Source organism: Myxosarcina sp. GI1 (assembly GCF_000756305.1).
Taxonomy (GTDB): domain Bacteria; phylum Cyanobacteriota; class Cyanobacteriia; order Cyanobacteriales; family Xenococcaceae; genus Myxosarcina.
This window is the reverse complement of record NZ_JRFE01000003.1, coordinates 95311-118547: the sequence shown is the minus strand read 5'-3', so window position 1 is coordinate 118547 and position 23237 is coordinate 95311. Positions and strand designations below refer to the sequence as shown.

Annotated in this window: 24 protein-coding genes and 1 pseudogene; 14 read left to right on the top strand and 11 right to left on the bottom strand. The window is 40.0% G+C overall.

The window, feature by feature from the left end; translation table 11 throughout:
* Positions 1–255 precede the first annotated feature (255 nt).
* A complete protein-coding gene (locus tag KV40_RS37080) occupies positions 256–1626 on the top strand; it encodes a carbonic anhydrase family protein (RefSeq protein ID WP_052055247.1) in 1371 nt (456 codons plus the stop codon).
* 137 nt (positions 1627–1763) lie between these two features.
* On the opposite strand, the gene secF is transcribed toward KV40_RS37080, so the two are convergent.
* Together secF and secD are read right to left on the bottom strand one after the other, a co-directional pair.
* Positions 1764–2717 carry a protein translocase subunit SecF gene (gene secF / locus KV40_RS01390; protein ID WP_081942717.1) on the bottom strand — a complete coding sequence of 318 codons (954 nt, stop codon included), beginning with the start codon at positions 2715–2717 and terminating at the stop codon, positions 1764–1766.
* Between the two features lie 42 nt (positions 2718–2759).
* Positions 2760–4169 carry a protein translocase subunit SecD gene (gene secD / locus KV40_RS01385; RefSeq protein ID WP_036477155.1) on the bottom strand — a complete coding sequence of 470 codons (1410 nt, stop codon included), beginning with the start codon at positions 4167–4169 and terminating at the stop codon, positions 2760–2762.
* 102 nt (positions 4170–4271) lie between these two features.
* On the opposite strand from secD, the gene KV40_RS01380 reads away from it, so the two are divergent.
* Positions 4272–5111, top strand: coding sequence for a carbohydrate ABC transporter permease (locus KV40_RS01380; protein WP_036477153.1), 840 nt, complete (start codon positions 4272–4274; stop codon positions 5109–5111).
* A gap of 52 nt (positions 5112–5163) precedes the next feature.
* Here KV40_RS01380 and KV40_RS01375 read toward each other — a convergent pair whose 3' ends face one another.
* Complete coding sequence (locus KV40_RS01375) at positions 5164–5514, bottom strand: DUF1622 domain-containing protein (RefSeq protein WP_052055246.1); 351 nt, start codon at positions 5512–5514, stop codon at positions 5164–5166.
* Between the two features lie 157 nt (positions 5515–5671).
* On the opposite strand from KV40_RS01375, the gene KV40_RS01370 reads away from it, so the two are divergent.
* On the top strand, positions 5672–5935 hold the full coding sequence (locus KV40_RS01370) for a DUF3146 family protein (RefSeq protein WP_036477151.1): 264 nt from the start codon (positions 5672–5674) through the stop codon (positions 5933–5935).
* Between the two features lie 7 nt (positions 5936–5942).
* Here KV40_RS01370 and KV40_RS01365 read toward each other — a convergent pair whose 3' ends face one another.
* The gene (locus KV40_RS01365; RefSeq protein ID WP_036477149.1) at positions 5943–6356 is read right to left on the bottom strand and encodes a pre-16S rRNA-processing nuclease YqgF; all 414 of its coding nucleotides are present in this window, start codon (positions 6354–6356) and stop codon (positions 5943–5945) included.
* Positions 6357–6748: 392 nt separating this feature from the next.
* Here KV40_RS01365 and KV40_RS37150 point away from each other — a divergent pair.
* Positions 6749–6835, top strand: a pseudogene (locus KV40_RS37150) (Uma2 family endonuclease); the annotation flags it as partial.
* 41 nt (positions 6836–6876) lie between these two features.
* On the opposite strand, the gene KV40_RS01360 reads toward KV40_RS37150, so the two are convergent.
* Positions 6877–7653: a response regulator gene (locus KV40_RS01360; RefSeq protein ID WP_036477147.1), complete on the bottom strand. Its 777-nt coding sequence runs from the start codon at positions 7651–7653 to the stop codon at positions 6877–6879.
* 233 nt (positions 7654–7886) lie between these two features.
* Here KV40_RS01360 and KV40_RS01355 point away from each other — a divergent pair, with 233 nt between their 5' ends.
* From KV40_RS01355 to pth, 6 genes are all read left to right on the top strand, one after another.
* Positions 7887–9080 carry a PAS domain-containing sensor histidine kinase gene (locus KV40_RS01355; RefSeq protein ID WP_036477145.1) on the top strand — a complete coding sequence of 398 codons (1194 nt, stop codon included), beginning with the start codon at positions 7887–7889 and terminating at the stop codon, positions 9078–9080.
* A gap of 259 nt (positions 9081–9339) precedes the next feature.
* Positions 9340–9537 carry a DUF751 family protein gene (locus KV40_RS01350; protein ID WP_036477143.1) on the top strand — a complete coding sequence of 66 codons (198 nt, stop codon included), beginning with the start codon at positions 9340–9342 and terminating at the stop codon, positions 9535–9537.
* A 22-nt stretch (positions 9538–9559) separates the two neighbouring features.
* On the top strand, positions 9560–10246 hold the full coding sequence (locus KV40_RS01345; protein ID WP_036477141.1) for a rhomboid family intramembrane serine protease: 687 nt from the start codon (positions 9560–9562) through the stop codon (positions 10244–10246).
* 29 nt (positions 10247–10275) lie between these two features.
* Complete coding sequence (locus tag KV40_RS01340; protein WP_036477140.1) at positions 10276–11784, top strand: cryptochrome/photolyase family protein; 1509 nt, start codon at positions 10276–10278, stop codon at positions 11782–11784.
* Between the two features lie 515 nt (positions 11785–12299).
* Positions 12300–12524, top strand: a complete 225-nt coding sequence (locus tag KV40_RS01335) for a DUF2811 domain-containing protein (RefSeq protein ID WP_036477138.1) — start codon at positions 12300–12302, stop codon at positions 12522–12524.
* Positions 12525–12570: 46 nt separating this feature from the next.
* Positions 12571–13188 carry an aminoacyl-tRNA hydrolase gene (gene pth / locus KV40_RS01330; RefSeq protein WP_036477135.1) on the top strand — a complete coding sequence of 206 codons (618 nt, stop codon included), beginning with the start codon at positions 12571–12573 and terminating at the stop codon, positions 13186–13188.
* Between the two features lie 18 nt (positions 13189–13206).
* Here pth and KV40_RS01325 read toward each other — a convergent pair whose 3' ends face one another.
* Positions 13207–13752, bottom strand: coding sequence for a TetR/AcrR family transcriptional regulator (locus KV40_RS01325; protein WP_036477132.1), 546 nt, complete (start codon positions 13750–13752; stop codon positions 13207–13209).
* Positions 13753–13832: 80 nt separating this feature from the next.
* Between KV40_RS01325 and KV40_RS01320 the strand changes: the two genes are divergently transcribed.
* From KV40_RS01320 to KV40_RS01310, 3 genes are all read left to right on the top strand, one after another.
* Positions 13833–14435, top strand: coding sequence for a glutathione S-transferase family protein (locus KV40_RS01320; RefSeq protein WP_036477130.1), 603 nt, complete (start codon positions 13833–13835; stop codon positions 14433–14435).
* A 24-nt stretch (positions 14436–14459) separates the two neighbouring features.
* Positions 14460–15059, top strand: a complete 600-nt coding sequence (locus KV40_RS01315; protein ID WP_036477127.1) for a pyridoxamine 5'-phosphate oxidase family protein — start codon at positions 14460–14462, stop codon at positions 15057–15059.
* 103 nt (positions 15060–15162) lie between these two features.
* Positions 15163–15531, top strand: a complete 369-nt coding sequence (locus KV40_RS01310) for a response regulator (RefSeq protein ID WP_036477124.1) — start codon at positions 15163–15165, stop codon at positions 15529–15531.
* Positions 15532–15701: 170 nt separating this feature from the next.
* Here KV40_RS01310 and KV40_RS01305 read toward each other — a convergent pair whose 3' ends face one another.
* On the bottom strand, positions 15702–16040 hold the full coding sequence (locus KV40_RS01305; protein ID WP_036477122.1) for a histidine triad nucleotide-binding protein: 339 nt from the start codon (positions 16038–16040) through the stop codon (positions 15702–15704).
* Positions 16041–16193: 153 nt separating this feature from the next.
* On the opposite strand from KV40_RS01305, the gene KV40_RS01300 reads away from it, so the two are divergent.
* A complete protein-coding gene (locus tag KV40_RS01300) occupies positions 16194–16763 on the top strand; it encodes a chemotaxis protein CheB (RefSeq protein ID WP_253274122.1) in 570 nt (189 codons plus the stop codon).
* A gap of 206 nt (positions 16764–16969) precedes the next feature.
* On the opposite strand, the gene KV40_RS01295 is transcribed toward KV40_RS01300, so the two are convergent.
* The 4 genes from KV40_RS01295 to KV40_RS01280 form a co-directional block, all read right to left on the bottom strand.
* Positions 16970–18661, bottom strand: a complete 1692-nt coding sequence (locus tag KV40_RS01295; RefSeq protein ID WP_036477114.1) for an iron uptake porin — start codon at positions 18659–18661, stop codon at positions 16970–16972.
* A 275-nt stretch (positions 18662–18936) separates the two neighbouring features.
* Positions 18937–20199: a HEAT repeat domain-containing protein gene (locus KV40_RS01290; RefSeq protein ID WP_081942716.1), complete on the bottom strand. Its 1263-nt coding sequence runs from the start codon at positions 20197–20199 to the stop codon at positions 18937–18939.
* 135 nt (positions 20200–20334) lie between these two features.
* On the bottom strand, positions 20335–22026 hold the full coding sequence (locus KV40_RS01285; protein ID WP_036477111.1) for a CocE/NonD family hydrolase: 1692 nt from the start codon (positions 22024–22026) through the stop codon (positions 20335–20337).
* Positions 22027–22097: 71 nt separating this feature from the next.
* On the bottom strand, positions 22098–23048 hold the full coding sequence (locus KV40_RS01280) for an AEC family transporter (protein WP_036477109.1): 951 nt from the start codon (positions 23046–23048) through the stop codon (positions 22098–22100).
* Positions 23049–23237: the final 189 nt, after the last annotated feature.

Here is a 23237-nt window from a genome sequence, read left to right as displayed (position 1 = left end):
TACAGAGAGGAAACCTTTGCTTCCAATCTGAGCAAAAAGACCCGTCTGCCGCGCCAAAATTCAAGTTGATTAGTTATCGAGCGTTCGCGATCGCCGCTCGAAAGCTCATACACAGTATGACCACTGTGTTCTTCCGAGTAATTACTTAAATAGATACTAATATAGACCCCATACCAATTCCAGTGTTAATACGGAAGGAAATGTGCTGCCGTAAATATATTGTATTTTCAGTAACAAAATACACATTTTAAAAAGATGGTAGCTTCAATTACTGGTACAACTTTTATCGATTTTGATTTTGACGGAGTTCGAGATTCACAAGAAGCAGGATTAGAAAATTTTGAAATTCAATTACTTGGCTCGAATGGCAACATCATAGCAACAACCACTACAGATGCTTCTGGTTTTTATGAATTCTCAAATCTAGACTCCGACCCATATATAGTTCGCCAAGTGAGTCAGTCAGGTTTTGTGCAGACTGCACCAGCTTTTGCTACAGAGATAATAGAAATTGAGCCTGGTGTTACGGATAGTTTTCAATCTCCTGTTGATATTACTAATGCTGTTCCGATTGAATTCGATCGGATTCTCAAAAATAGCTACGATGGCGAGGGAGCAATAGAAATTCAAAATAAAGGCAGCAATTTTGAAGTTATCTATGAAGCGGGAAATGATAATTTTGTCAATCTAAACGGAGAGGAGTTTGAGCTAATTAACATTCATTTTCATTCAGAAAGCGAACATGCCGTAGATGGTGAGCTTTCTGATTTGGAGATGCATCTAGTACATGGCAATGAAACTGGAGGATTGACAGTTCTAGGTGTATTAATTGAAGAAGGTGAATTCAACCAAGAATTAGCTCCTGTCTTCGACACTGTTAGTTCGGAGCTAGTAGCCAACGGAGAATTACCAGACACTGTGGCATTTACCGAAGAAATTGAGATTGCAGAGGTGTTACCTGATAATTCAGGATGGTTTTACAATGGTTCGTTAACCACTCCACCGTTCAGTGAAAATGTTAACTGGTTTGTTTTTGAGGAATCTATCGAACTTTCCTCAGAGCAAATGGATGTATTTGAAGATTTTCTAGAAAGTGTCGATTTAGAATTTAATAATCGCGATTTACAACCCCTCAATGGGAGGCAGTTTAACGAAGTTAATTACCAGGTACAGGTAACAGGTGATGAGTCCATTACCGATCTCAATTTTGGGAATACTCCTGTTAATGAAATTGTAAGTGGTCAGGGTGAAGATACCCTTTCTGGCTCGGTCGGCTTTGATTCGATTGTAGGAGGCAAGGGTGAAGATGAACTTTTTGGTCTTGCAGGTAACGATACTTTAGACGGCGCAGGTGGTGAAGATACTCTCGATGGCGGTTTAGGAAACGATGTCTTAACTGGTGGTCGGGGTACAGATATTTTTGTCTTAGCTGCTGGAGAAGGGGCAGATACCATTACCGACTTTTCTAATGGAGAGAATTTAATCGGTTTATCAAGAGGTTTAACATTTGCAGAATTGTCTTTCGCGGGTAACAGCATTCTTGTTGATGATACCAAGGAAATATTAGCCACCGTAACAGGAGTAAATACAACTAGTCTCGCCGCATCTGATTTTATTTCTGTTTGAAGGTAGCTGTTAAAAATTACTTTATATTTTCTACCGCGCCGCAAGCCCTTGAAGTAACCTCCAGCAGGAATGCGGCGAACAGCCCTTTGCAGAAGGGCAAGCAGGGGTTTGCTGCCGTTTCGGAACTTCCTACTTTTTTACTCACTTGGTTTGGCAGTTACCAGGGTAGCTTTCCCCCTACTCTTACGCCACCAAGCCAGTAGGGTACTGGCAACAAAAATACTAGAGTATGCTCCTAAAATAAAACCGACAATCAAAGCGAGGGCAAAAAACTTTAGGGTTTGTCCGCCAAACAAGAAAATAGCTAGCAAAGGCAAAATGGTAGTCAGGGTAGTATTGATCGAACGACCGAGGGTTTGAATGACCGCATCATCGACAATTTCATTTATCGGACGCTGGGGATTGGCAGTAATAGTTTCGCGAATGCGATCGTATATAACCACCGTGTCATTTACCGAAAAACCAACGATAGTTAGCAACGCTACCAAAAATAAACTGTCTACCTCCAATCCAATTGCCAAACCTAATACGGCAAAAACTCCAGCCGTGATTACAACATCGTGAAACAATGCCAAAATCGCAAACAAAGCATAGTCAAACTGGAAACGGATACTGAGATAGACAATAATGCCAAAAAAGGCAACGATTAAAGCCAAAATACCCGATACAAAAAGTTCTTCCCCAACGGTAGGTCCTACAGAATCAATTTGGATAGCTTTGGGGTCAAACTGCCCGATTTTTTCACTTAGAGCAGATTGCAAAGTCGTTCTTTGTTCGACATTGAGATTTGGCGTTCTAATAGAAAGTATCTGTTGGTTATCTCCTAGTAGCTGAATGCTGCTGTTGCCTAAATTTTGCGCTTCTAGAACTTCTCTCACTTCTGCTGTCTCAATCGGGCGATCGCAATTATTGGCGATCGAACAATCCCGTTCGAATTGCAGGCGAGTTCCGCCAATAAAATCAATCCCAGGGCGTATGGGTGCATTTAAAATAGTAAACGAGATTACCATAGCGGCAATACTGGCGATAAATGCTATTCCAGAAATTGCCCACCAAAGATTGCGTTTTTTAGTGACACTAAATTTAATCATAGGTTGAAAGATAAGCAGTTAGTTAGTGACATTTCTGAGGGATTAACTACGCCCACTCAGATTGGGGCAAAATAATTCTGGTTTCTGTCTGACTTTGGGCATACCTAACACCATTAGTAACATCAAAGTTCGACTGCAAGTAACGGCAGTAAACATACTGACGATTACACCTATTAATAAAGTAACTGCAAAACCTTTGACCAAACCAGATCCCAGCCACAATAAAGCCAAACAGGCGATCGCTGTCGTCACGTTACTATCGAGAATACTGGAAAAAGCGCGATAAAATCCAGACTCTACCGAACGGTAAAGGGTTTTACCCCCTCGTAATTCTTCTCTAGTGCGCTCGAAAATCAAGACATTAGCATCTACCGCCATGCCAATACTGAGAATAAAACCCGCAATTCCAGGTAGCGTCAGCGTAACCCCGACTAAAGCGTAGCAAGCCATAGTCAACAAACCATAGACTACTAACGCAACATCGGCAATTATTCCTGGTAGTCGATAGTAAACTGCCATAAATATCAATACCAGAATTAAACCAGCCACTCCAGCAATAATGCTACGGCGAATGCTGTCTTGTCCGAGAGTAGCACCCACAGTGCGATTTTCTACTACTTCTACAGGAAACGGCAGAGAACCACCTTTAATTTGAATTGCTAAATCGCTAGCACTTTCAACATCAAAGTTTCCTGTAATTACCGCTCTACCGCCAGCAATACCAGTACTGGCAAACTCTGGTCCCACGACTGGGGAACTAATTAGTTCGTCATCTAAAAATATGCCAATACTGCGACCAGTACCAGCAAGGTTTTTGGTCAGTTCGGCAAATTTCTTGCCCCCTTCATCGTCAAAATTAATCGCCACTTCCCAACGATTGCCAGTGGCATCGGGTTGCGGGCGAGCATCTTTTAAACTAGTTCCCGTTAAACCTACCGATTGAAATAATTCGGCAATTGCCTGGTTAGACTGGCGTAAAGATTCCCTTAGTTTGGCTATCTCGGCTTGATTTTCTGCTGCTAGCTCTTGGGAATTTAAAATAGATAGCTGTAGCTGCTGTTGCTGTCTGACTTGAGATTCAGCAGCTAATTCTCCTTCAGTTCCTGGCTTTTGCTCTTTAAATTCTAATTTTGCCGTTCCTTGCAAACGTCTTTCGGCGGTTTCTGGGTCGCTTTCTCCTGGTAGCTGAATCGAAATTTTATCATCCCCTACAGTTTGTACGGCAGTTTCCGAGACACCAAATTCATTGATGCGATTTTCCAAAACTCGCTGTACGGCTTTTAAATCGTCTGGTTTTATTTCTTGTACTTCAGGAGTCGGTTTGACACGAATGGTTAACTGCGCTCCTCCTCTAAGGTCTAAACCCAACTGAGGTGGAATGGTTATTAAGGTAGCGATCGCCGCTGCCACCAACACCAAAATTAAAATAATATAGGTCTGTTGTTTTTGCATATACTCTCACCTACCCTAATTAAGTGCTATCATAAACCTTTTTGTTCCTGATTGTTCCTGAGAAAAGCGTATAGGGCTGAGGCTTAAGAATCGTCAAAAGCAATGAACCAATCTTTAGCTAACTCCAAGCGATCGCCGCTAGTATCTAGTTTACTTCTTAATAAGTTATTAATTTTTTGCCTGTTAATCGTAGGTGCGATTATAGTCTTATTCCCTTTAGGAATAGTTTTGGTTACTTCTTTTTCTACGCCTCAATCTACTAATGAGGCTATTACTTTAGACAATTACCGAGAAGCCTGGACTAGAGGAAAGTTTTTACTAGCTTTTGCTAATTCTACCCTGGTGGCTTTAGCCGTAACTGCGGGTCAAATTATTACTTCGGCTTTGGCAGGGTATGCTTTGGCTAGATTGAAGTTTTGGGGTCGGGAAGGAATTTTACTATTAGTTTTAGCTACTTTAGTCATTCCCTTTCAGTTATTGGTAATTCCCATATTTGTAATTTTAAAGTGGGGGCATTTAATTAACAGTTATTGGGCTTTAATTTTACCGACAACAGCCAATGGCTTTGGAATTTTTTTGATGCGTCAGTATTTTGCTAGCATTCCTATAGAGCTAGAAGAAGCCGCAACTATTGACGGTGCTAATCGCTGGCAAATTTTAACTCGTATTATGCTGCCCTTATCTCGTCCTGCTTTGATAACTTTATTTCTATTTACTTTTATTGGCGAGTGGAACGATTTATTTAAACCTTTAGTATTTACTACTCGACCAGAGTTAAGAACCGTACAGTTAGCTCTATCAGAATTTCAAGAACAGTTTACTAATAATTGGTCGCTATTAATGGCAGCAGTAGTTATCGCTACTGTTCCCGTTTTGACCTTATTTTTAATCGGACAGAAACAGTTTATTCAGGGTATTGGTACTACGGGAATCAAAAATTAGTCTCAAAAATATTTTAAAAGCGATCGCTTAGTAGTCGAATTGACCACAAAAATTACTGTGATTGCTGTATGGTGGAATTGCCAACGTCGATCGCTCGTAGCAGTAGAAAATTGATTACCGTCCTCAAGGCAATAATTGCCGCTAATTGCGCGATATCATTCCAGTCGGGAGCGATCGCAGTTTTGAGAATACTCGACCCAATTAGAAAACTCAGTCCTAAAGAAAAAGAATAGCCCATTGCCAGACGACTAGATTGAAAAGCAGTTGCCGCACCAGCAATAAAAAAAACATTTTGAGCGTAAATTACAAAACCTTTAGCAATACCGACAACAATACATAACAATGCTAGTAGTTGAGAAAGAATAATTCCCCAGCCATAAAGAGTCGGTACTAAATTTTCCATACTTGATTATTAAGGGAGCGACAAAGATCGTTAGTTAAATAGCGATCGCTAAATTTTAAAGTTAGTTTTACCTGGAGAAATTTAAATTTCCCAAAAACAATCTTATATTAGTTAATAAAATTGCACTATATTTGCCAGCCTAATTACTTAATCAATTGTGAACTTTCGCCATCTACCAGAAACTATCGCTTATGTTCGTATCACTCAACAATCTTTTCCGTTGGGCAAAATCGAAGGAGAGGTTCAGGCTGCTGAATATCAGTGGCAGTTTCAATGGCATTTTTGCCAAAAGCAACTATTGGTTCGACCTTCTTTGGGTAAGGCATTAATTAAAGAACCACTCGAACGTTTTTTAGAACGCTCTGATTATCAATTAGAAGCTGGTAGTGACTATACATTTACAGTTAGATCTAAAATCTAACTATTTATTAGCTTGGCAAACCCAAATAACGCTCGATTAACAAAATAGCGACAATATCGTCTACAGGACGGGGGGGAAGCCGCATTCCTTTGGGAATTAGTTTTTGCAGTCCTTGAGGAGGATATATACTCCAGTAGCGATCGCGTGCTTCTAAAGTACTATTTTTTTCATCTACTGCTATAACTTCGATCGCCTCAGACAGATTGGCTTCGATGTCGTGCTGCCAACTTTTGGCGGTAGTTCCATTACCAATAACTATTGTGATGATGGAAAATTGCTGACATAAGCGATCGATAGTAGCGATCGCTAATGATGATTCAATTACCTGATGATAAACTATGCGTCCGTTAGTTTCTGTTACGGCAATACCGCACTTGTCTCTTCCAGGATCGAACCCCAATAAATAGTTATCTGCGTTCAAAAGTCACCAACCTAATTACAGCACTTCTCGGTCGCATTAAGTATACTTTGGTTTAGTCAGGCAAAAGGCAAAAGGCAAAAGGAGCGGCGACCCCGCGCCGTCTTACGGCGCAAGGGAACGCGCCGCGATGCAAAAGGCAAAAGAAATTTAACCTATCTTTTCTAAGTTGGAATTTGTACTTAAGCGATCTGCAAACCGCTGTATTTATTTGCGATCGAGTTTATTTAAATATTGAAAGTCGTAAAGAAATAAAGTCTTGCGATCGTAGTTGATATTTTCTCAATCTATAAATTTTAAAATATTTTGCAGTTGAAAGTTGGTAACTCTCTTGGTGCAACCATTTTTATAGTGGTTTTGAAGATGGAAGGTTTAGCAATGAATACTGAAACTATAGTTCCAGTTATCGGGTGGCTTACCTGTCAGAAACTTTAGAAATTATGTCTCCCAGTCGCAGTCACGAATTAGACAAACAAGCGATCGCTATATATAAATAAAATCTAATTATCATTGCAATAAAACATCAGGCAATTTCTTTTTGTTTGGGATTATTGCGCCATAAGTTAGGGGTAGTTCCATGCAAACTTTTAAACTGACGAATAAAATAACCCGTATCTAAATAGCCAGTTTTGCGAGCAATTTGGGTTACGGAGCGATCGCTATTAAGCAGTAGTTTACGAGCTTTATCCATGCGTCGCTCGATAATCCATTGTTTGATCGTACGTCCAGTTTTTTGACGTACTAAATGAGTTAAATAAGCAGGAGAATAACCGAGTGTAGATGCTACTTCTTTAAGTTCTAATGGTCGATGATAATTTTCCTCGATAAATTCAAATACTTTAGTTATTTTGATACACTCAGGCAAATTATGAGATTCAAAAAAACTAGAATCAGCAGCATTGAAACGAGAATTATGCCATCGCTGTAATTCTTCTGTTCTTTTTAGTCTGGTTTTAATTGCAGATATCAGACGATCGACGCTACAGGGTTTAGTTAGATAATCTTCCGCTCCCAAATTCATTCCAAATCTACGATCGAACATCGTGACTTTAGCGGTTAAAAAAATAATGGGAATTGCAATAGTAGACAGCTGTTGTCGTAAAGCTGAAAGTACTTCATATCCGTCCATTTCGGACATCATAATGTCACAAACAATTAAATCTGGATGATGCTTTTGGGCTATATCCAAACCTGCCCTACCATTGTCTGCTTCAAACGCCTTAAATCCTTCAAACTTAAGACAGTTAAGCAAAACTTTTCTCGTTTGTGTTTCATCTTCTATGACTAAAATAGTCTTCATGTTTAGTTATCTTTTTTTAACCAAACTCAAATCTGTTACTTCTAATAAATACTCGAACTGAGCATCGAGTAGTAACAAAAGCTACCGTTATATCAAAAGTCAAAAGGAGCGGCGACCCACAGGGCGGATACGCCCAAAGACGCGACTAAGCGTCGCTTGCCTCTTTCAGAGGCTGTTCGGCGAAAGACGCAAGGGAATGCGCCGCGATTTAAAAGTTAAAAATTAAAAGTAAAATGACATCGCGATCGCATCGACAAACCGATATCGAACTCGCTAACTTACGTCGTCAACATCAACTCATCCTCGATTCTGTAGGAGAAGGGGTTTACGGCTTAGATTTGGAGGGCAATGTTACTTTTGTCAATCCTGCGGCGGCGGCGATAATTGGTTGGGAAATGGAAGATTTAATTGGCAAGTCGATGCACGCGGTTTTGCATCATTCCAAAGGCGATGGTGCTGAGTATCTTAGCAAAGACTGTCCGATTTATGCTGCTTTTAAAGATGGTGCAGTGCATCGAGTCGAAAATGAAGTATTCTGGCGCAAAGATGGCACTAGTTTTCCCGTAGAGTATATCAGCACTCCCATGCACGATGAAAAAGGTAAGTTAGTAGGGGCAGTAGTTACTTTTCGCGATATTACCCAACGCAAACTTAGTGAAAATATTCTCCAACAGACTAATGAAGAACTAGAGCAAAGAGTGAGAGAGCGAACCTCGGAGTTGAGTAGAGCCAATCAACAACTAAAACATCTTAATGAAGTTCGCTCTCGTTTTGTTTCAATGGTATGTCACGAATTTCGCAATCCTTTAAACAATATTGCTTTTTTAGTATCTTCTTTAAAACGCTACGATCGCCAGCTGGCTAATAGAGAAAAAATCGAGTATCTGTCAGATATTGAGATTAATATCGAACGCATGACCCAAATGACCGATGAATTGTTGGTAATTGGCAAAATAGATACCGAAAGAATCGATCTTCAAGTTTCTCAACTAGATTTAGTTGAATTTTGTCGAGAATTAGTAACAGAATTTCAGCAAACTAACCGCGATCGCCAGATTGAATTTACAAGCGATCGTACCAAACTTGAAGCGGCAATAGATAGTCGATTATTAAGGTCGATTTTGACTAACCTTTTGGCTAATGCAGTAAGATATTCATCGAGCGAAGGATTAATTCAATTCAAATTCTCATCAACTAAAGAATATATAAATTTAACAATTAGCGATCGCGGCATTGGTATTCCCCCTGAAGATTTGCCCAAAATTTTTGAACCCTTTCATCGTGGTAAAAACGTCAGCAACATTCCAGGTACGGGCTTGGGATTAAATATAGTCAAAAGATTTGTCGAGCTTTTAAACGGTAAGATAAATGTCATTAGTAAAATCAATCGCGGTACTGAAGTTATCATTCAGATTCCCTTCAAATAGATCGAGCAACAATAGAAAAAAAGCTTTCTCTGTCAATTTATGGTGACTTCTAGTTACAACTCCATTATCTGGGATACCGCCAAAATATTTTTCTATTGATTCTTTGAACGACTCTTTTGTCATTTGGGTAAACATCTTTATTTACCGATTTATTCTACTTTTCTGTTTGATGCGATTACCCCGAAAAGCGATCTAGCAAAGAGATTGCAACATATTTACAATAAGATATAAGCAAATGTACCAAATCAGTTAGAAATTAATGCAAGATTTTTTTGAAAATGTCTCTCGCTACCCTCGCTATTTAATTAGCGTTGTTTTAGGAATATTCTGGGCTTTTTTTAAAAGCTTAAAACCATTTTTACGCAATCCTGCAACAGCGATCGCTCTAGTCGGTCTGGCTGTGGCAAGTTTTGCGTTTCTCTATTTTACTTTAAAAGCAATGTTGGGTTTGAGTTAACCTTACTCTAGTTTGAACGAATATGATCCCTCTTAATGACGAAAACCCGACTTATACCACTCCGATTGTAGTTTATGCCTTAATTGCAATTAACGTAGTGGTTTTTCTTAATGAAATGACGCTAGGTTCGCAGTTAGATAGTTTTTTTCAACTCTATGCGGTAATTCCCGAAGAACTGACGGCTAGCTTTAGTGGAACGCCCCCAAATCAACCAGTTCCAGAAATAGTAACTTTAATTACCTCTCAATTTTTACACGGTGGATTCTTGCACATTGCGGGTAATATGCTGTTTCTCTGGACTTTTGGCAACAATATTGAAGATGATTTGGGGCATATTAAATTTTTAATCTTTTACCTGGTTTGTGGTGTTTTAGCTGGTTTGACTCACTGGTTTTTTGCGATGCAGTCTGCCGTTCCTACTGTTGGGGCTAGTGGCGCGATCGCTGGTGTAATGGGAGCTTATATAATTAAGTATCCTCATGCCAAAATTCTTACTCTGCTGCCTTTAGGATTTTTTATTACCACCATTCGCATTCCTGCCGTTTTCTTTTTAGGATTTTGGTTCGCCCAACAGGCTATTAGTAGCGTCGCTTCATTAGGCGTTGAAGATGCTATGAGTGGTGTTGCTTATTGGGCGCACGCTGGGGGATTTATTTTTGGGGCGATTTTAGGTCCTTTAATGGGTTTAATGAGCGATCGCCGCAGGTAGTTTAAGTTGCAAATAACAAATTTTTGGTAATGACAATTGGTATCTGGGTTTTAGGCGATCGCCTGTCTCAACAGCAGACAGCTTTAAAAAAATATGAGGGTAAGAAACAGGAAGTTGCGGTGATTTTAATTGAATCTAGCAACTATGCAAGGCAGCGTCTCTATCATCGGCAAAAATTAGTTTTAGTTTGGTCGGCAATGCGACATTTTGCTGAAGAATTGAAACAAGATGGTTGGCAGGTTACTTATGCGATCGCGGTAGATTTTATTACACCCCTGCAAGAATGGATTAAAGCCAAGAAAATATCTGAATTATCTCTAACCGAACCAAGCGATCGCTCGTTTACTGAGTTTGTCAAATCTTTAGAACTAAATTGCCAGCTAAAATTACTGCCCGACAATCATTTTTTATGGACTAAAGCAGAATTTCAAGCATGGGCAGATCAAGGTAAAAGATTGCTTATGGAGGATTTTTATCGAGAGGGCAGAAAGCGATTTAAGATTTTGATGGCGGGTAAAAAACCCGTTGGTGGCAAGTGGAATTTTGATAAACAAAACCGTCAACCACCAAAGCAAAGTTTAACTACTCCCGATCCCATAACTTTTAAACCCGATACAATTACTCACGAGGTTATAGATTGGGTAAATGCCAAAGAATTTTCTAATTATGGCGAAATTGAGCCGTTTAATTGGGGAGTTACCAGACAACAAGCCCTACAGGTTTTAGAACATTTTATTACTAAATGTCTGACTAACTTTGGAGCCTATCAAGATGCCATGATAACGGGCGAACGTACCATGTGGCATAGTTTGATTTCTCCCTATCTCAATCTGGGTTTACTAGAACCCGCAGAAGTTATCTCGGCAGTAGAAGCAGCTTACTATCGACAGGAATTACCCCTAAATAGCGTTGAAGGCTTTATTCGTCAGGTGTTGGGCTGGCGAGAATACATGAACGGTATCTATCATTACATGGATGCAAACTATGGCGATCGCAACTGGTTCGAGCATCATCATTCCCTACCAGATTTTTTTTGGGATGCTAATGCCACCAATATGAACTGTCTGCATCAAACTCTAACTCAGATTGAGGAGACTGGTTATGCCCATCACATTCAAAGATTGATGGTTTTAAGCAACTTTGCCCTAATTGCTGGTATATCTCCTCAAGAGATCGAAAACTGGTTTCACAGTGCCTTTATCGATGGCTATGACTGGGTAATGCAGACTAACGTTATCGGTATGGGTCAATTTGCCGATGGGGGCGTTCTGGCATCTAAACCTTATGCAGCTTCGGCAAACTATATTAATAAAATGAGTGACTATTGCAGCGATTGCAGCTATAATCGCAGCGATCGCACTGGTGAGAAAGCCTGTCCGTTTAATTTTTTCTATTGGGATTTTCTATCACGTCATCGCGATCGCCTAAGTTCTCTAGGCAGAATGAATTTGGTTTTGAGTCATCTCAAACGCATGTCTTCAGAGGAATTAGCGCAAATTCAAACTCAGGCTGAAACTTGGTGGCAGCAGCAAAAGTAAAATTTTATACCGCCAACTTCTAAAATTACAAGAAATCATTACAATCGCAAAAATTATCATTTCTTATTTTTAAAGATAGTTTATCTTGTCAATTCCCCACCATTTCCACAAACTATTTGAAAGTTTTCCACATTTTACCCAGACTTTTCCACAGGCAATGACGAATTAAACGGCTTTCGATCGCAAATGGGGGAATTTTTAAAGTTGCCACTTTGCACCATGACAAGCCAGTCTTTTGTAAAGTTGTGTAACAAAAAACGGTTCTTGTTACCTATTGTTTCGTCAAACGGCACAGCTTTTCCAAATTTTGTTTACGTTTTGTATCATTGACAAACCTACCCCTTTTAAGAGGAAAATAATTCGACAGACAAAAAATTACCAGCTTGGTTTGTCACTTTCCCCAGTAGTCGCTAATAATTCAACTGTCAAAGTCATGGGGTTTTTAGTTGGCGAACAAAGGGGGTAGATCGATAAAAACAGCGTAAATAAACCATTAAATCGAACAACACCCAATTATGAATCCAGCAGTCAGCATTTTGACAGAAATTCCTGAAGAATTACACAAATCTTTGAAAAATTATCTTGAAACCCATCCTAGTTGGGATCAAGACCGCGTTTTTGCTGCGGCTCTATCTTTGTTTCTGCTGCAAAACAACGGCGAACAGACTAGTGAAAGTTCTCAAAACTACCGCGCCTGTGCCAGAGTATATTTAGAAACACTGTTTCAGCAATCTTATTAGTAGGTCGAAATTCCCTGCATAATTTACTTACACAATTTTTCATTCTGTGACTCCTGAAAGCCCAAACAAACTAGTTATTCCCGAATTAATCGTAGGTTTGGGAAATCCAGACCCGAAATACGACAAAACCAGGCACAATATTGGCTTCGAGGCGGTCGATACCTTGGCTAATGCTTGGCAGATGTCTTATAAAGAAAATCGCCGCTTTCAGGGGTTGTTTGCTGAAGGATTGACACCAGCAGGAACTAAAGTTCGTTTGCTCAAACCCCTTACCTACATGAACCGCTCTGGGCAAGCTGTCAGAGCGGTAATGGATTGGTATAAGATCGAGCCGCAATCGGTATTAGTAATCTACGATGATATGGATTTGCCCGTGGGTAAACTGCGTTTACGCCTAACTGGTTCGGCAGGCGGGCATAACGGGATGAAGTCAATTATCGCTCACCTTAATAGTCAAAATTTTTCTCGTTTGCGCTTGGGAATTGGCAGATCGGATGGCAAAAAAGAAACTGTAAGTCACGTCTTAGGTAAGTTTGCTTCCCAAGAAACCGAAGTTATTGAAGAAATTCTCTACACATCGATAAAAGTAGTTGAGTCGAGCTTAAAAGAAGGAGTAGAAAAAGCTATGAGTCGCTACAATGGGGTTTCAGTATTCTTAGAATAGTATTAACTATTCGTTACCCTAAGCTTTAAGTAATTTTTCTGAGAGAGTTGCTATGACTCTTTTAAAAGGTGCGGTGTCATCTAAAATTCTCACTAGTATTAATGCTCCTTGAATCTGAATAATTGCATCTTGCGATCGCAATTGAGCTTGCTCTGGTTCAAATCCCGCTTCAATTAATACTTTAGCCAGGGTATCGATCCAAATTTGCAATAACTGTTTAACTTCCTGATGAAATAAGTTATCTGCCTCACCAAAAGACATAATTGCTAAAAAACAACTATTGTTGCCTTCACTGTAAAACTCGTTCAGGCTTTGACACATTCTGTCGATCTTTTCGTTGGGTTTGCCCAAATCTTTTAAGGGCTTTAAAACGGTTTTACTAAAAGAACTGCCAATATAGTTTAAGACAGCAGCAGCTATTGCTTCTTTGCCTTGAGGAAAGTAATGGTAAAGACTGGCTTTACCCAAACCTGTAGCTGTAGAAAGCATTGATAGAGTAGTTCCTTCATAGCCGTACTGTCTGAAAACAGGAATAATTTTGGCGATCGCTTTTTCTTTAGACATAAATAAACATTTTAACTATTGACTTTGTACCGAACGTTCGGTACAGTAATGAATAATATTGGTATTAAAATTAGCCAACTATGAAACTCTACGATCTAAAGCTTTCGGGAAATTGCTATAAAGTACGATTGTTTCTATCGTTACTAAAGATTAAATACGAACTGATTCCAGTCGATTTTATGGCTGGAGAGCATAAATCGCCTGAGTTTTTGCAGTTAAATCCCTGGGGACAGATTCCAGTACTAAAAGATGATAGTTTAGTTTTAAGAGACTCGCAGGCAATTTTAGTTTATCTAGCCAGAAAATATGGCGGTGAAACCTGGCTACCCAGCGATGCAGCAGAAATAGCACAGGTAGTTCAATGGTTGTCAACCGCAGCTAACGAAATTGCTCGCGGTCCTAATGATGCTAGATTAAACAAAAAGTTTGGCTTTAATATCGATTTACAAGCAGCACAGCAAAAAACAGAATCAATTTTAAACATCATCGAACCACATTTAGATCGACATCACTGGTTAGCATTAGATCGTCCTACTGTTGCCGATATAGCCTGCTTTCCCTATATTGCTCTAGCACCAGAAGGCGACGTGATGTTAGATAAATATCCCGCAATAAATCGATGGTGCGATCGCATCAAACAATTACCTGGTTTTATTACCATGCCTGGAATTGAAAGTAATTAGTTCAAATTAACTTAGATAAATATCATGAGGCGAAAATTTACCGAAATAGCCTTTACCCCTGGAGTCAAAACCGCTCAAACTCAGTATGGCTCGCGGGAAATGTACGAAAATTTTGTCAAACAGGGTATTACGGAAGATATTTTGACAGAGAAAGAAACCGAATTTATTCAATCGAGAGACAGTTTTTATCTGGGAACTGTTAGTAGTAACGGCTATCCCTACATTCAATTTCGCGGTGGTGCGCCAGGTTTTTTGAAAATTATCGATAAAAAGACTTTGGGGTTTGCCGATTTTAAAGGTAATCTGCAATATATCAGCGCTGGCAATTTAATAGACAACGATCGCATTTTTCTATTTTTAATGGACTATGCTAATCGTCGTCGCTTAAAGATTTGGGGACGAGGAAAAGTAGTAGATGCAAATAATGCTTCAGAATTATTAGGAAAGTTGGCAGTTCCAGACTATCCAGCAGAAGTCGAACGAGGGATTTTAATTAAAATTGAAGCTATGAGTTGGAACTGTCCGCAACATATTCCCCGTAAGTATTCAGAAGCGGAAGTAGCAGCCAAAATTGCGCCATTACAAGCCAGAATCAAAGAATTAGAAGAACTACTGTACGGATAAGGCAGTGCTTTGCCTCTACAAACTTCAAATTATTCCCTGGTTTTTCCCGATCGCCAAATAAACTAACTACACTAGTTTTAGTTCCGCGATCTCGAATGACACTATGACCGAATCTATTTTGATTATCGATGATGAAGAAGATGTTAGAGCGATCGCTCAAATGGGTTTAGAAATGGCAGCAGGATGGCACGTAATAACGGCTGGKTCGGGRAAAGAAGGATTACAGCTGGCTGAAAGCAAACAGCCCAACGTAATTTTACTAGATTTAATGATGCCCGATTGGGACGGTAAAGAAACTTTGAAACAGTTAAAACTCAATCGAAATACAGCAAAGATTCCCGTGATTTTGATGACTGCAAAAACTCAATCGGCAATTGCTGTAGAATTAAAACAACTAGATTTAGCTGGTGTAATTATCAAACCTTTTCGTCCTTTACAATTACCAGAAAAAATTCACAAAATTTTGATGTAGACTCGTGTAGCTAGAAGAGGCTGTTTAGTGATTTTGGCATCTGTAATTAAAAGAATGCCTTTTCCTCAAGGCAGCTTTATTCCCGATTTTTCTCCTGCTCCTGGATAAATATTAAAAACCTACCCCTGAAAGCAGGGCGTTAGCCCCTTGCGTGCTGGCTAAAAGCTTTTTTAACCTGGAGGCCAACTTAAGCGGCGACCCCCTAAAATATGTAGATGCAGGCGATCGACACTTTGCCCTGCTTGTTCGCCATTATTTATTACTACACGGTAGCCATCAGCTAAATTTTCTTGCTCTGCTACCTTTTTAGCTGTCATCAATAAATGACCCAATAAGGCGGAATCTTCGTTAGTAGCTTCTGATAAACGAGGAATTAGCTGCTTGGGAATCACTAAAATATGAGTGGGTGCTTGAGGATTGATATCTTTGAAAGCTAATGCCAGATCGTCTTCATAGACTATATCGGCAGAAATTTTGCGTTGAATAATTTTGCCAAAAATATCGCTCATAAACTAAATATTTTAATACTAACAGGCTAATTGTAGAACTTTGCACGACATTAACAGAAAATTGTTTGATAAATTAATTTTTGTTGCCAATTAACAAATAAGTAGTTTGTTTTTGGTTAGTTTGCAATTAAAACTAAGAAATGGAGACAGCCCGTGTTTGAAATCATTGCGATCGCAGCTTCAGCGGGCGGATTAAACGCTATCATTCAGGTATTGTCTCATTTACCAGCCAACTTTCCTGCCAGTATAGTTGTCGTCCAGCACCTCGACCCTAACAGCCGCTCTTTCATGGCGGATATTCTCAGTCGGCGTATTTTACTCTCGGTCAAACAGGCAGCAGAAGGCGATCGCCTGGAAAAAGGCAAAGTTTATCTCGCACCGCCCAACCACCATCTACTCATCAATCCCGACGGCACGCTTTCTTTGAGTCAATCGGAACTAGTTCATTTTGTACGACCCTCGGCAGATTTACTTTTTGACTCTGTAGCTGCTAGTTATAGAGATCGGGCGATCGCCGTAGTGTTAACGGGTACTGGTAAAGATGGCTTTATGGGAATTGAAGCAATTCATAAAATGGGAGGGATAGTTATCGCTCAAGATAAAAAAACTTCCAGTTATTTTGGAATGCCTGATGCAGCAATTAAGACGGGAATGGTAAACTTTATTTTGCCTTTACCCGAAATAGCCGATAAGTTGGTTGAATTGGTGATGGGGGAGAATTAGGCAAGAGGCTTTGAAATCCTAATTTCAAGGATTTAATAATTTGGCAAAAAGGAATGAAAATTGCTGAAAAATGTTATTTTCTTACAGCTTTTTCCAAAATTGGTTTCAGCTATCAATAAGCTTTCAAGTTAATTTACGCAAGCATCCAACGAATTTTGTTCGTTAGACGCTCGCATTTAAATTTTCGCCTTGCCTTCTGCCCTCTTCTAAAAGGTAAAGGTTGTTCTCAACGCACCGATAATAATGTCGTCATTATCGCTGTCTTGATTGGGGCTGACCAACCAAACTACACCAGGAGTAATAGAAATATTATCGTTTAGCTGATATTTGTAGAATGCTTCTACGTGCAGGGGAATGTCGTCTTCAACCTCCAAACCGCTATCGAGGTTGAGATCGTTAACGTAAGGTTCTGCACCAACTACGATTGCTGCCAGACTACCTTCTTTAACCAAGTCGGAGACAACTACCGCTCCTGCGTAGTTAAAAATTTCGGCATCGCCATCTTCTAAAATATCGGCATCGGTATAGCTAAACCAACCTCGAACGCTAAATGTGGTAGAAACATCGAACTGAAACTCTCCACCAAAGGAGTTGGTAGTTACAGGAGAATCATCTACCCCCAAACCGCGAAAGTTTGCAGCATTGGTTCCCGTACCGCCCCAAAGAAAAGAACCTCTAAAGGGTGAGGTATCGTATCCTCTAACATAGGTGGCACCTACTTTTAATGCTTCAAAGGGCTTGAAGACTAGCTGTCCTAAAGCCGAATAGCTACCATTAAATAAACCGTTGCCGTCTTCGGGATCGCTGGCAGTGGGGGCAATGTAGCCTGCTGAAATTTCAAATTTTTCACCCAGAGTATAATTTAGTCCCAAACCTGCCGAACCACCATCAATGCCCTGGCGATAAATGGGGTTACGTTCGGCAAATCTAGTCAAAGCACCATTGGCACCACCACCAACGTCTAAGCCTTCGTTAAAAGTTTCAGCATAGAAATGGTGCGCTCCCAAACTTGCCATAGTTGTAACCTGTAGATTTCCTTCTAACATCGGAAATACATAGTGCAGGCGATCGATGGTAATGTTGTTATCTGCTTGTCCATCAAAAGCAAAACGTCCTTCTCTAGTTCCCGTTTCATCCTGGAAAGAGTTATCAATATTCCCCGCAGTTAAGCGTGTAAATAATTTGTCTTCTCCTGTAAAGCTACTAACTAACTGTAAACGAACCCGATCTGTAAACACTACTTCAGAATCTAAATCGTCGTTGAGTACGCCGTCTTCATTAAGATCGGCAGCGGCACTATCACCAAAAGCGTTAGCTATAGTAAAAGCTACTTCACCTTGTAAAATGGTTGTGGTAGAAAAAGCGTTATCTTCTAAGAAAGCAGTTCTATTTTCTAGATTGTCGAGTCTGCCGCCCAAGCTTGCTAATTCCGCTTCAAATTCTTGAGTCAGACGACTCATAGTATCTAAATCTTCTTGACTTACCGCTCCAGAAGAAGCAATCAAACGCTCGATTTGAGTCAAACAAGCGTTCAAACCCGCAGCAAACTCATAGCGTGTTAGAGCCTGACTGCCACGATAGGTTTGATTGGGATAACCTGCAATACAGCCGTAGCGGTCTACCAAACTACGTAAGGCTTCATATGCCCAATCTGTAGGAGAAACATCTCGTAACTGATTGACGTTGGTAACTTGTTTTAAAGAAGGATCGATATCTGTTTCTAGTGCATTTTTTTCTTCCAAAGAATTATCGTCAGAAGCAGGATATTCAACGTAATTAGAAATTGCATCGGGATCGGATAAATCGACTTCCTGAGCCAATAGGGGAGCGGAAGCTAAGAAGACGGCACTGCATATTGCTGAAGTTTTCAGCCAGGCTAAATTTTTAATTAGAGTCATTATTTTTCAATCCTCACACCAAAAAGGATATTGTTAGTACAAAATAGATTTTTTTGAGGTTTTTGTTAATCGCAAAAAATCTAGTAGTTTATAGTTCTATCTATTGATTTATTGTTTTGTATTACTTAATACAATATTTTGGTTTTTTAGCGCTTTTGATGTAATAAAAGAATTGATATTATGCGTTTAATTAATATTTATAGATATAGCAGTATGCTTTGTGGTTAAAACACAAAATCATCAATGAGCAATTATCTCTCCTTAAAAGAAGAGATTTATTTAGATATTTTTTTTAAAGCCGCGATCGCGTGTAATCTAATTAGTTTATTGTTATTTTGAGTCAATTCATTTAATATCGGCGCAGCTTCAGAATGTTTTAATTCACCCAAAGAATTAGCCAGCAGTTGTTTTAACTCTGGCGAGCTACTTTGTCTTCCTTTTAGCTGCCAAAAGTCGATTAGTGTTCGTGCAGATTTACCAGTTAAATTAGACTTTGTAATTCTTCCTAAAACATTAATGATTTCTAAAGAGACTAATTCTAGCTCGACATTAGCAGAAATTTCACTATTAATTAAACTTTCACGCAAACAGTCAATCGCTAATTCAGTTTCGCTCCAAGCTAGGGCACGCACTAAATCTAACTTCAGACTTACAGGCGTATTGACAGATTTCAAAGGAGTAAATAAAGCTTGTACTGCCGAGTCGCTTTTCATTCTTCCCAAAGCTATAGCAGCGCGACTGCATACTTCTAAATTAAAGTCGTACAGTAAAGGTTGTAGATGAGCTATAAGATCTAATTCCTCACAAAGATCGGGACGAAACCCCAGGGCATTTGCTGCTTCTTTTCTGACTAATGATGAGGTGTCCTTTAAAGCTGCTAGCAGTAAGTAAGAAATGCGTCGATCGTGAAAACTGCCCAAAGCTTCAATTGCCATAGCTCTAATTTCTGGTTGAGGATCTTCAACTACTGTAATTAAAGGGTTAATAATTTCTGGACGACGGATATAAGCGAGAGATTTGACAGCCAAAGCACGATGTGGGGATTGTAATAATTTTACTAAGGCATCAATAGCCGCAATACCAATTTGAGTTAGAGTTTTACCAGCAGCGATCGCTAATTCTTCTATTTCTGTTTGCTGTATTAATTTGACTAAAGAGAGAATTACTTTTTGCTCGGAAAATTTTCCTAAAATATTACAGATAAACCAGCGCGCTTCGAGATCTACTGATTCGTCTTCTAGCAGGGAAATTAGTGGCAGGGTAATAGATTTGCCGAACAGAGGCAGAAGTTTGGCAACTTCCCACTGCTGTTGAAAGTCACCTTCGAGTAAAACTTGCAATGCTAATTTAGATGCTGTTTGCCAGTCTGTTTGGTTGGGTAAGCTTAACTCGGTTTTATTTTTAGAAACTGGTAGCTGTTGCAAATATTTATTTACTGCCGACCAATCGTGACAATTTGCTGCTTCCGTACCGCGCTTTAAAGTTAGTTCGACTGAAGTTATTGAATTAACTTGGTTTTCCGAGCTAAAGTTGGTCATGCGATCGCTACCTGCTAATGTTCTTAATTTTTTTGCCCTATTGATACAACATATCTAGATTTTGAGCATTGCTCAATACTTTTTATAATATTTGGTTTTGAGTATCAGCTTACCGACGAAATTATTGCTTAGATCTCAATTACTGGCGATCGCCAGACGAATTAAAGAAGGATAGTCCGCGCCAGATTTAATCGCTATAGTAATTATTTGCATATCAAGCGAACGAGTTTGACTAGGTGGCTTGCCCGTACCAGAATTGACGGGATAAGCAGGAAAACAAGCCGCGCTCAGACTGAGACGCAAGCTAGTTTGGGAAGGCATATAAATACAGGTAGTCTGTAGGGGAATAGTTATTGGCGACTGTGGTGTATCGACGCGAATATAACCTTGAGTAAAGTTAAATACTCTGCCTTGAGAATCTACTGTAGACAAGACCGCACACAGATCGAAACTCGGTGCATCGGCAGTGCAGTAAATTTCTACCGCTACTTCTCCTACAATGTGCAATCCAGATTCTAAAGGTGCAGATGTGTAGGTAAGCACATCCGTACGACAGTCTAAATCGGTGCGATCGCCAGAGCCACTGGGAAATACGGCGTGTCCTCCTCTAGCTGGTACGGGTCGCCAGGGATCGTGAACTAAAATATCTTCAGTATTGCTAAATTCTGTAACTGCTTCAGTTAAATCGGTAGCTAATAATTCTTGCGGCGAAGTAGATTCGGTTTCTGACTCGTATTCCCAAAGCATTCCTGCATCTTCTCGCATACTCGCCAAACCATCGCTAGCTAAATAATAGATTTTTTGGCTTTCTGGGAACTCATTAAATTCTTGCCACTGGTTACTACCCATTTCAAACAGACTAATAGGAGACTCGTTTAATACGCCTGTGTCTTTGCCTTTGAGAAAATAATCGAACCAGCGTATCTGTAGTTGGTCGATGGGGTTTTGCGCCTCAATGCCATAGTCAATTTGATTGAGTTTTCTTCCCCAAGGCAAATGCCCCCAGGGTCCTACGACTAGATGTTGGGGATATTGGCTTTTAGCTGCCATTGCTCGATATAAATTTAACGTGCCTCGTAAATAAGGATCGAACCAACCGCCAACGTGCAGCATAGGTAAATCTACATCTTGTAATAAATATTTTGGCGATCGCTCCTGCCAATAAGTTTCAGGATGAGGATTGTTTAACCAGGTATGATAAAAAGAGTCTAAAGCAAGTTCCTGCATGATTTTGGGATTGGCGGGTATAGAGTCGCCTAAAGGTAAATTTTTGGCAGCAGCAGCCAAACGCAGATAAGCTGCTTCATCTCCTTTAATTCTTGCCGTTTCTGCTGCTAGCTGAATCGCCCAGGCTAGATTGGCATACAGACAAAAAGCCTCATTTTCATAAGCCCAATCGGTATATAGATCGTAAGCTACCATTGCTGGCGCGATCGCTCTTAATACCTGGGGTTTATTAGCAGCAACATATAATTGAGTCATTCCCTGATAGGAAAAGCCATACATTCCTACTTCTTCCGTACTATTAGGCAATTGAGTTACCCAACTAATCGTATCCAAGCCATCATCAACTTCATGAGTAAATAAATCGAACTTTCCTTCTGAAGTTCCCCTCCCTCTAACATCTTGAATTACCACAATGTATCCTTGAGCAGCATACCAGCGCGGATGAGCGTATACTACCGTAGAGGCGATCGCTCTACCGTAAGGCTGGCGCATTAATAAAATCGGTAACTTTTCTGAAGTATCGGGGCGATAAATATCTGCATCTAACTTCACGCGATCGCGAGTATACATTGAAGCGGTTTCTTTGATGATTTTTGTCATTTAATAAATAAATTAGTTTTTTGATTTGGCATGAAGGGACAAGACAATGCCTTGCCCGTACGGCGATCGAATCAAGATAATGATAAAACGATCGCCAGAGCAATAGCCGAACACATAGTACTTAAAACAATACTGCTGCTGGTAAGGGCTTCATCTCCTCCTAATTGACCTGCCATAATGTAAGATGCGATCGCTGTAGGACAGGCGAGATATAGTAAAGCAATGGTGCGTTCTGGTGCGGTTAAATTTAACCAATTGGCGATAAATACGCCAATAAGCGGTGCGGCAAAGACTTTAAGTACCGTCGCTAAAGCTGAAAGCCCGATTCGACCGCTTATTTTAGTCTTGGCTAGAGAAGCACCAATACCTAATAGAGCTAAAGGTAGAGACATTTGCCCAATAGTTTGAGTGGTTTTGCTCAACCATAAAGGCAGAGAAATCCCCACAATAGCCAAGAGCAAACCCAAACCACAGGCAGTTAATAAAGGATTGGTAAAAGTAGAGCGCAGTATAGTACGCCAGGAATCATGCTTACTGCTGTTGCCTTTTATCAGTACGAATACAGCCGTAGCGTTATATAGAGGAACTAAAGGCGCGAAAGACAGCACTGCTAGAGACTGAAGTTGTTCGGCATTCATCGTTGCTATTGCCGAACTACCAGAAAAGCGATCAAGAGCATAACTGACTACAGGTAGACCGACGTAGGCTAAATTACCGCGAAAAGCAGCCTGAACGAAAGCTCCCTCCAATTTGCTCGAAATACCCAGCAAGCGAGACAGTAAATACGCCAAGATGACACAGCCCATGCCACCTCCCGTAAGCACTCCTGCAATTTTTAAAGCCGAACCACCAGCAATGGTGGCAGTAGCGGTTTTGTTAAACAATAGACAGGGCAAACCAACCCAGTAGACTAAGCGGTCATTTTCACGTACTAACTGGGGACTTAAAAATTTGGACTTGATTAAAACCGTACCGAGAATAATAACCAGGAATACAGGAGCGAGAGTATTAATGACGTACATGAATTAAATTATTAGTAAAGCCAAGCGCGTTGTAATTTGTCGATGGTCATACAAATTTAAAATACAAATTTTTGGCAATTGCTGCCTGATGTAATGTTGTTGTTATTGCCAAAAGCGATCGCGTCATTTACAGCGTTCGATGAAACAATTAATAATGAGTAATTGATAGATCGAAAATTAGAGAGTATG

Bases quoted from the DNA above. Each gene is read 5' to 3' on its own strand.
- KV40_RS37080 (WP_052055247.1), top strand. From the start codon at position 256: ATGGTAGCTTCAATTACTGGTACAACTTTTATCGATTTTGATTTTGAC.
- secF (WP_081942717.1), bottom strand. From the start codon at position 2,717: ATGATTAAATTTAGTGTCACTAAAAAACGCAATCTTTGGTGGGCAATT.
- secD (WP_036477155.1), bottom strand. From the start codon at position 4,169: ATGCAAAAACAACAGACCTATATTATTTTAATTTTGGTGTTGGTGGCA.
- KV40_RS01380 (WP_036477153.1), top strand. From the start codon at position 4,272: ATGAACCAATCTTTAGCTAACTCCAAGCGATCGCCGCTAGTATCTAGT.
- KV40_RS01375 (WP_052055246.1), bottom strand. From the start codon at position 5,514: ATGGAAAATTTAGTACCGACTCTTTATGGCTGGGGAATTATTCTTTCT.
- KV40_RS01360 (WP_036477147.1), bottom strand. From the start codon at position 7,653: ATGAAGACTATTTTAGTCATAGAAGATGAAACACAAACGAGAAAAGTT.
- KV40_RS01355 (WP_036477145.1), top strand. From the start codon at position 7,887: ATGACATCGCGATCGCATCGACAAACCGATATCGAACTCGCTAACTTA.
- KV40_RS01350 (WP_036477143.1), top strand. From the start codon at position 9,340: ATGCAAGATTTTTTTGAAAATGTCTCTCGCTACCCTCGCTATTTAATT.
- KV40_RS01345 (WP_036477141.1), top strand. From the start codon at position 9,560: ATGATCCCTCTTAATGACGAAAACCCGACTTATACCACTCCGATTGTA.
- KV40_RS01340 (WP_036477140.1), top strand. From the start codon at position 10,276: ATGACAATTGGTATCTGGGTTTTAGGCGATCGCCTGTCTCAACAGCAG.
- KV40_RS01335 (WP_036477138.1), top strand. From the start codon at position 12,300: ATGAATCCAGCAGTCAGCATTTTGACAGAAATTCCTGAAGAATTACAC.
- KV40_RS01325 (WP_036477132.1), bottom strand. From the start codon at position 13,752: ATGTCTAAAGAAAAAGCGATCGCCAAAATTATTCCTGTTTTCAGACAG.
- KV40_RS01320 (WP_036477130.1), top strand. From the start codon at position 13,833: ATGAAACTCTACGATCTAAAGCTTTCGGGAAATTGCTATAAAGTACGA.
- KV40_RS01315 (WP_036477127.1), top strand. From the start codon at position 14,460: ATGAGGCGAAAATTTACCGAAATAGCCTTTACCCCTGGAGTCAAAACC.
- KV40_RS01305 (WP_036477122.1), bottom strand. From the start codon at position 16,040: ATGAGCGATATTTTTGGCAAAATTATTCAACGCAAAATTTCTGCCGAT.
- KV40_RS01295 (WP_036477114.1), bottom strand. From the start codon at position 18,661: ATGACTCTAATTAAAAATTTAGCCTGGCTGAAAACTTCAGCAATATGC.
- KV40_RS01290 (WP_081942716.1), bottom strand. From the start codon at position 20,199: ATGACCAACTTTAGCTCGGAAAACCAAGTTAATTCAATAACTTCAGTC.
- KV40_RS01285 (WP_036477111.1), bottom strand. From the start codon at position 22,026: ATGACAAAAATCATCAAAGAAACCGCTTCAATGTATACTCGCGATCGC.
- KV40_RS01280 (WP_036477109.1), bottom strand. From the start codon at position 23,048: ATGTACGTCATTAATACTCTCGCTCCTGTATTCCTGGTTATTATTCTC.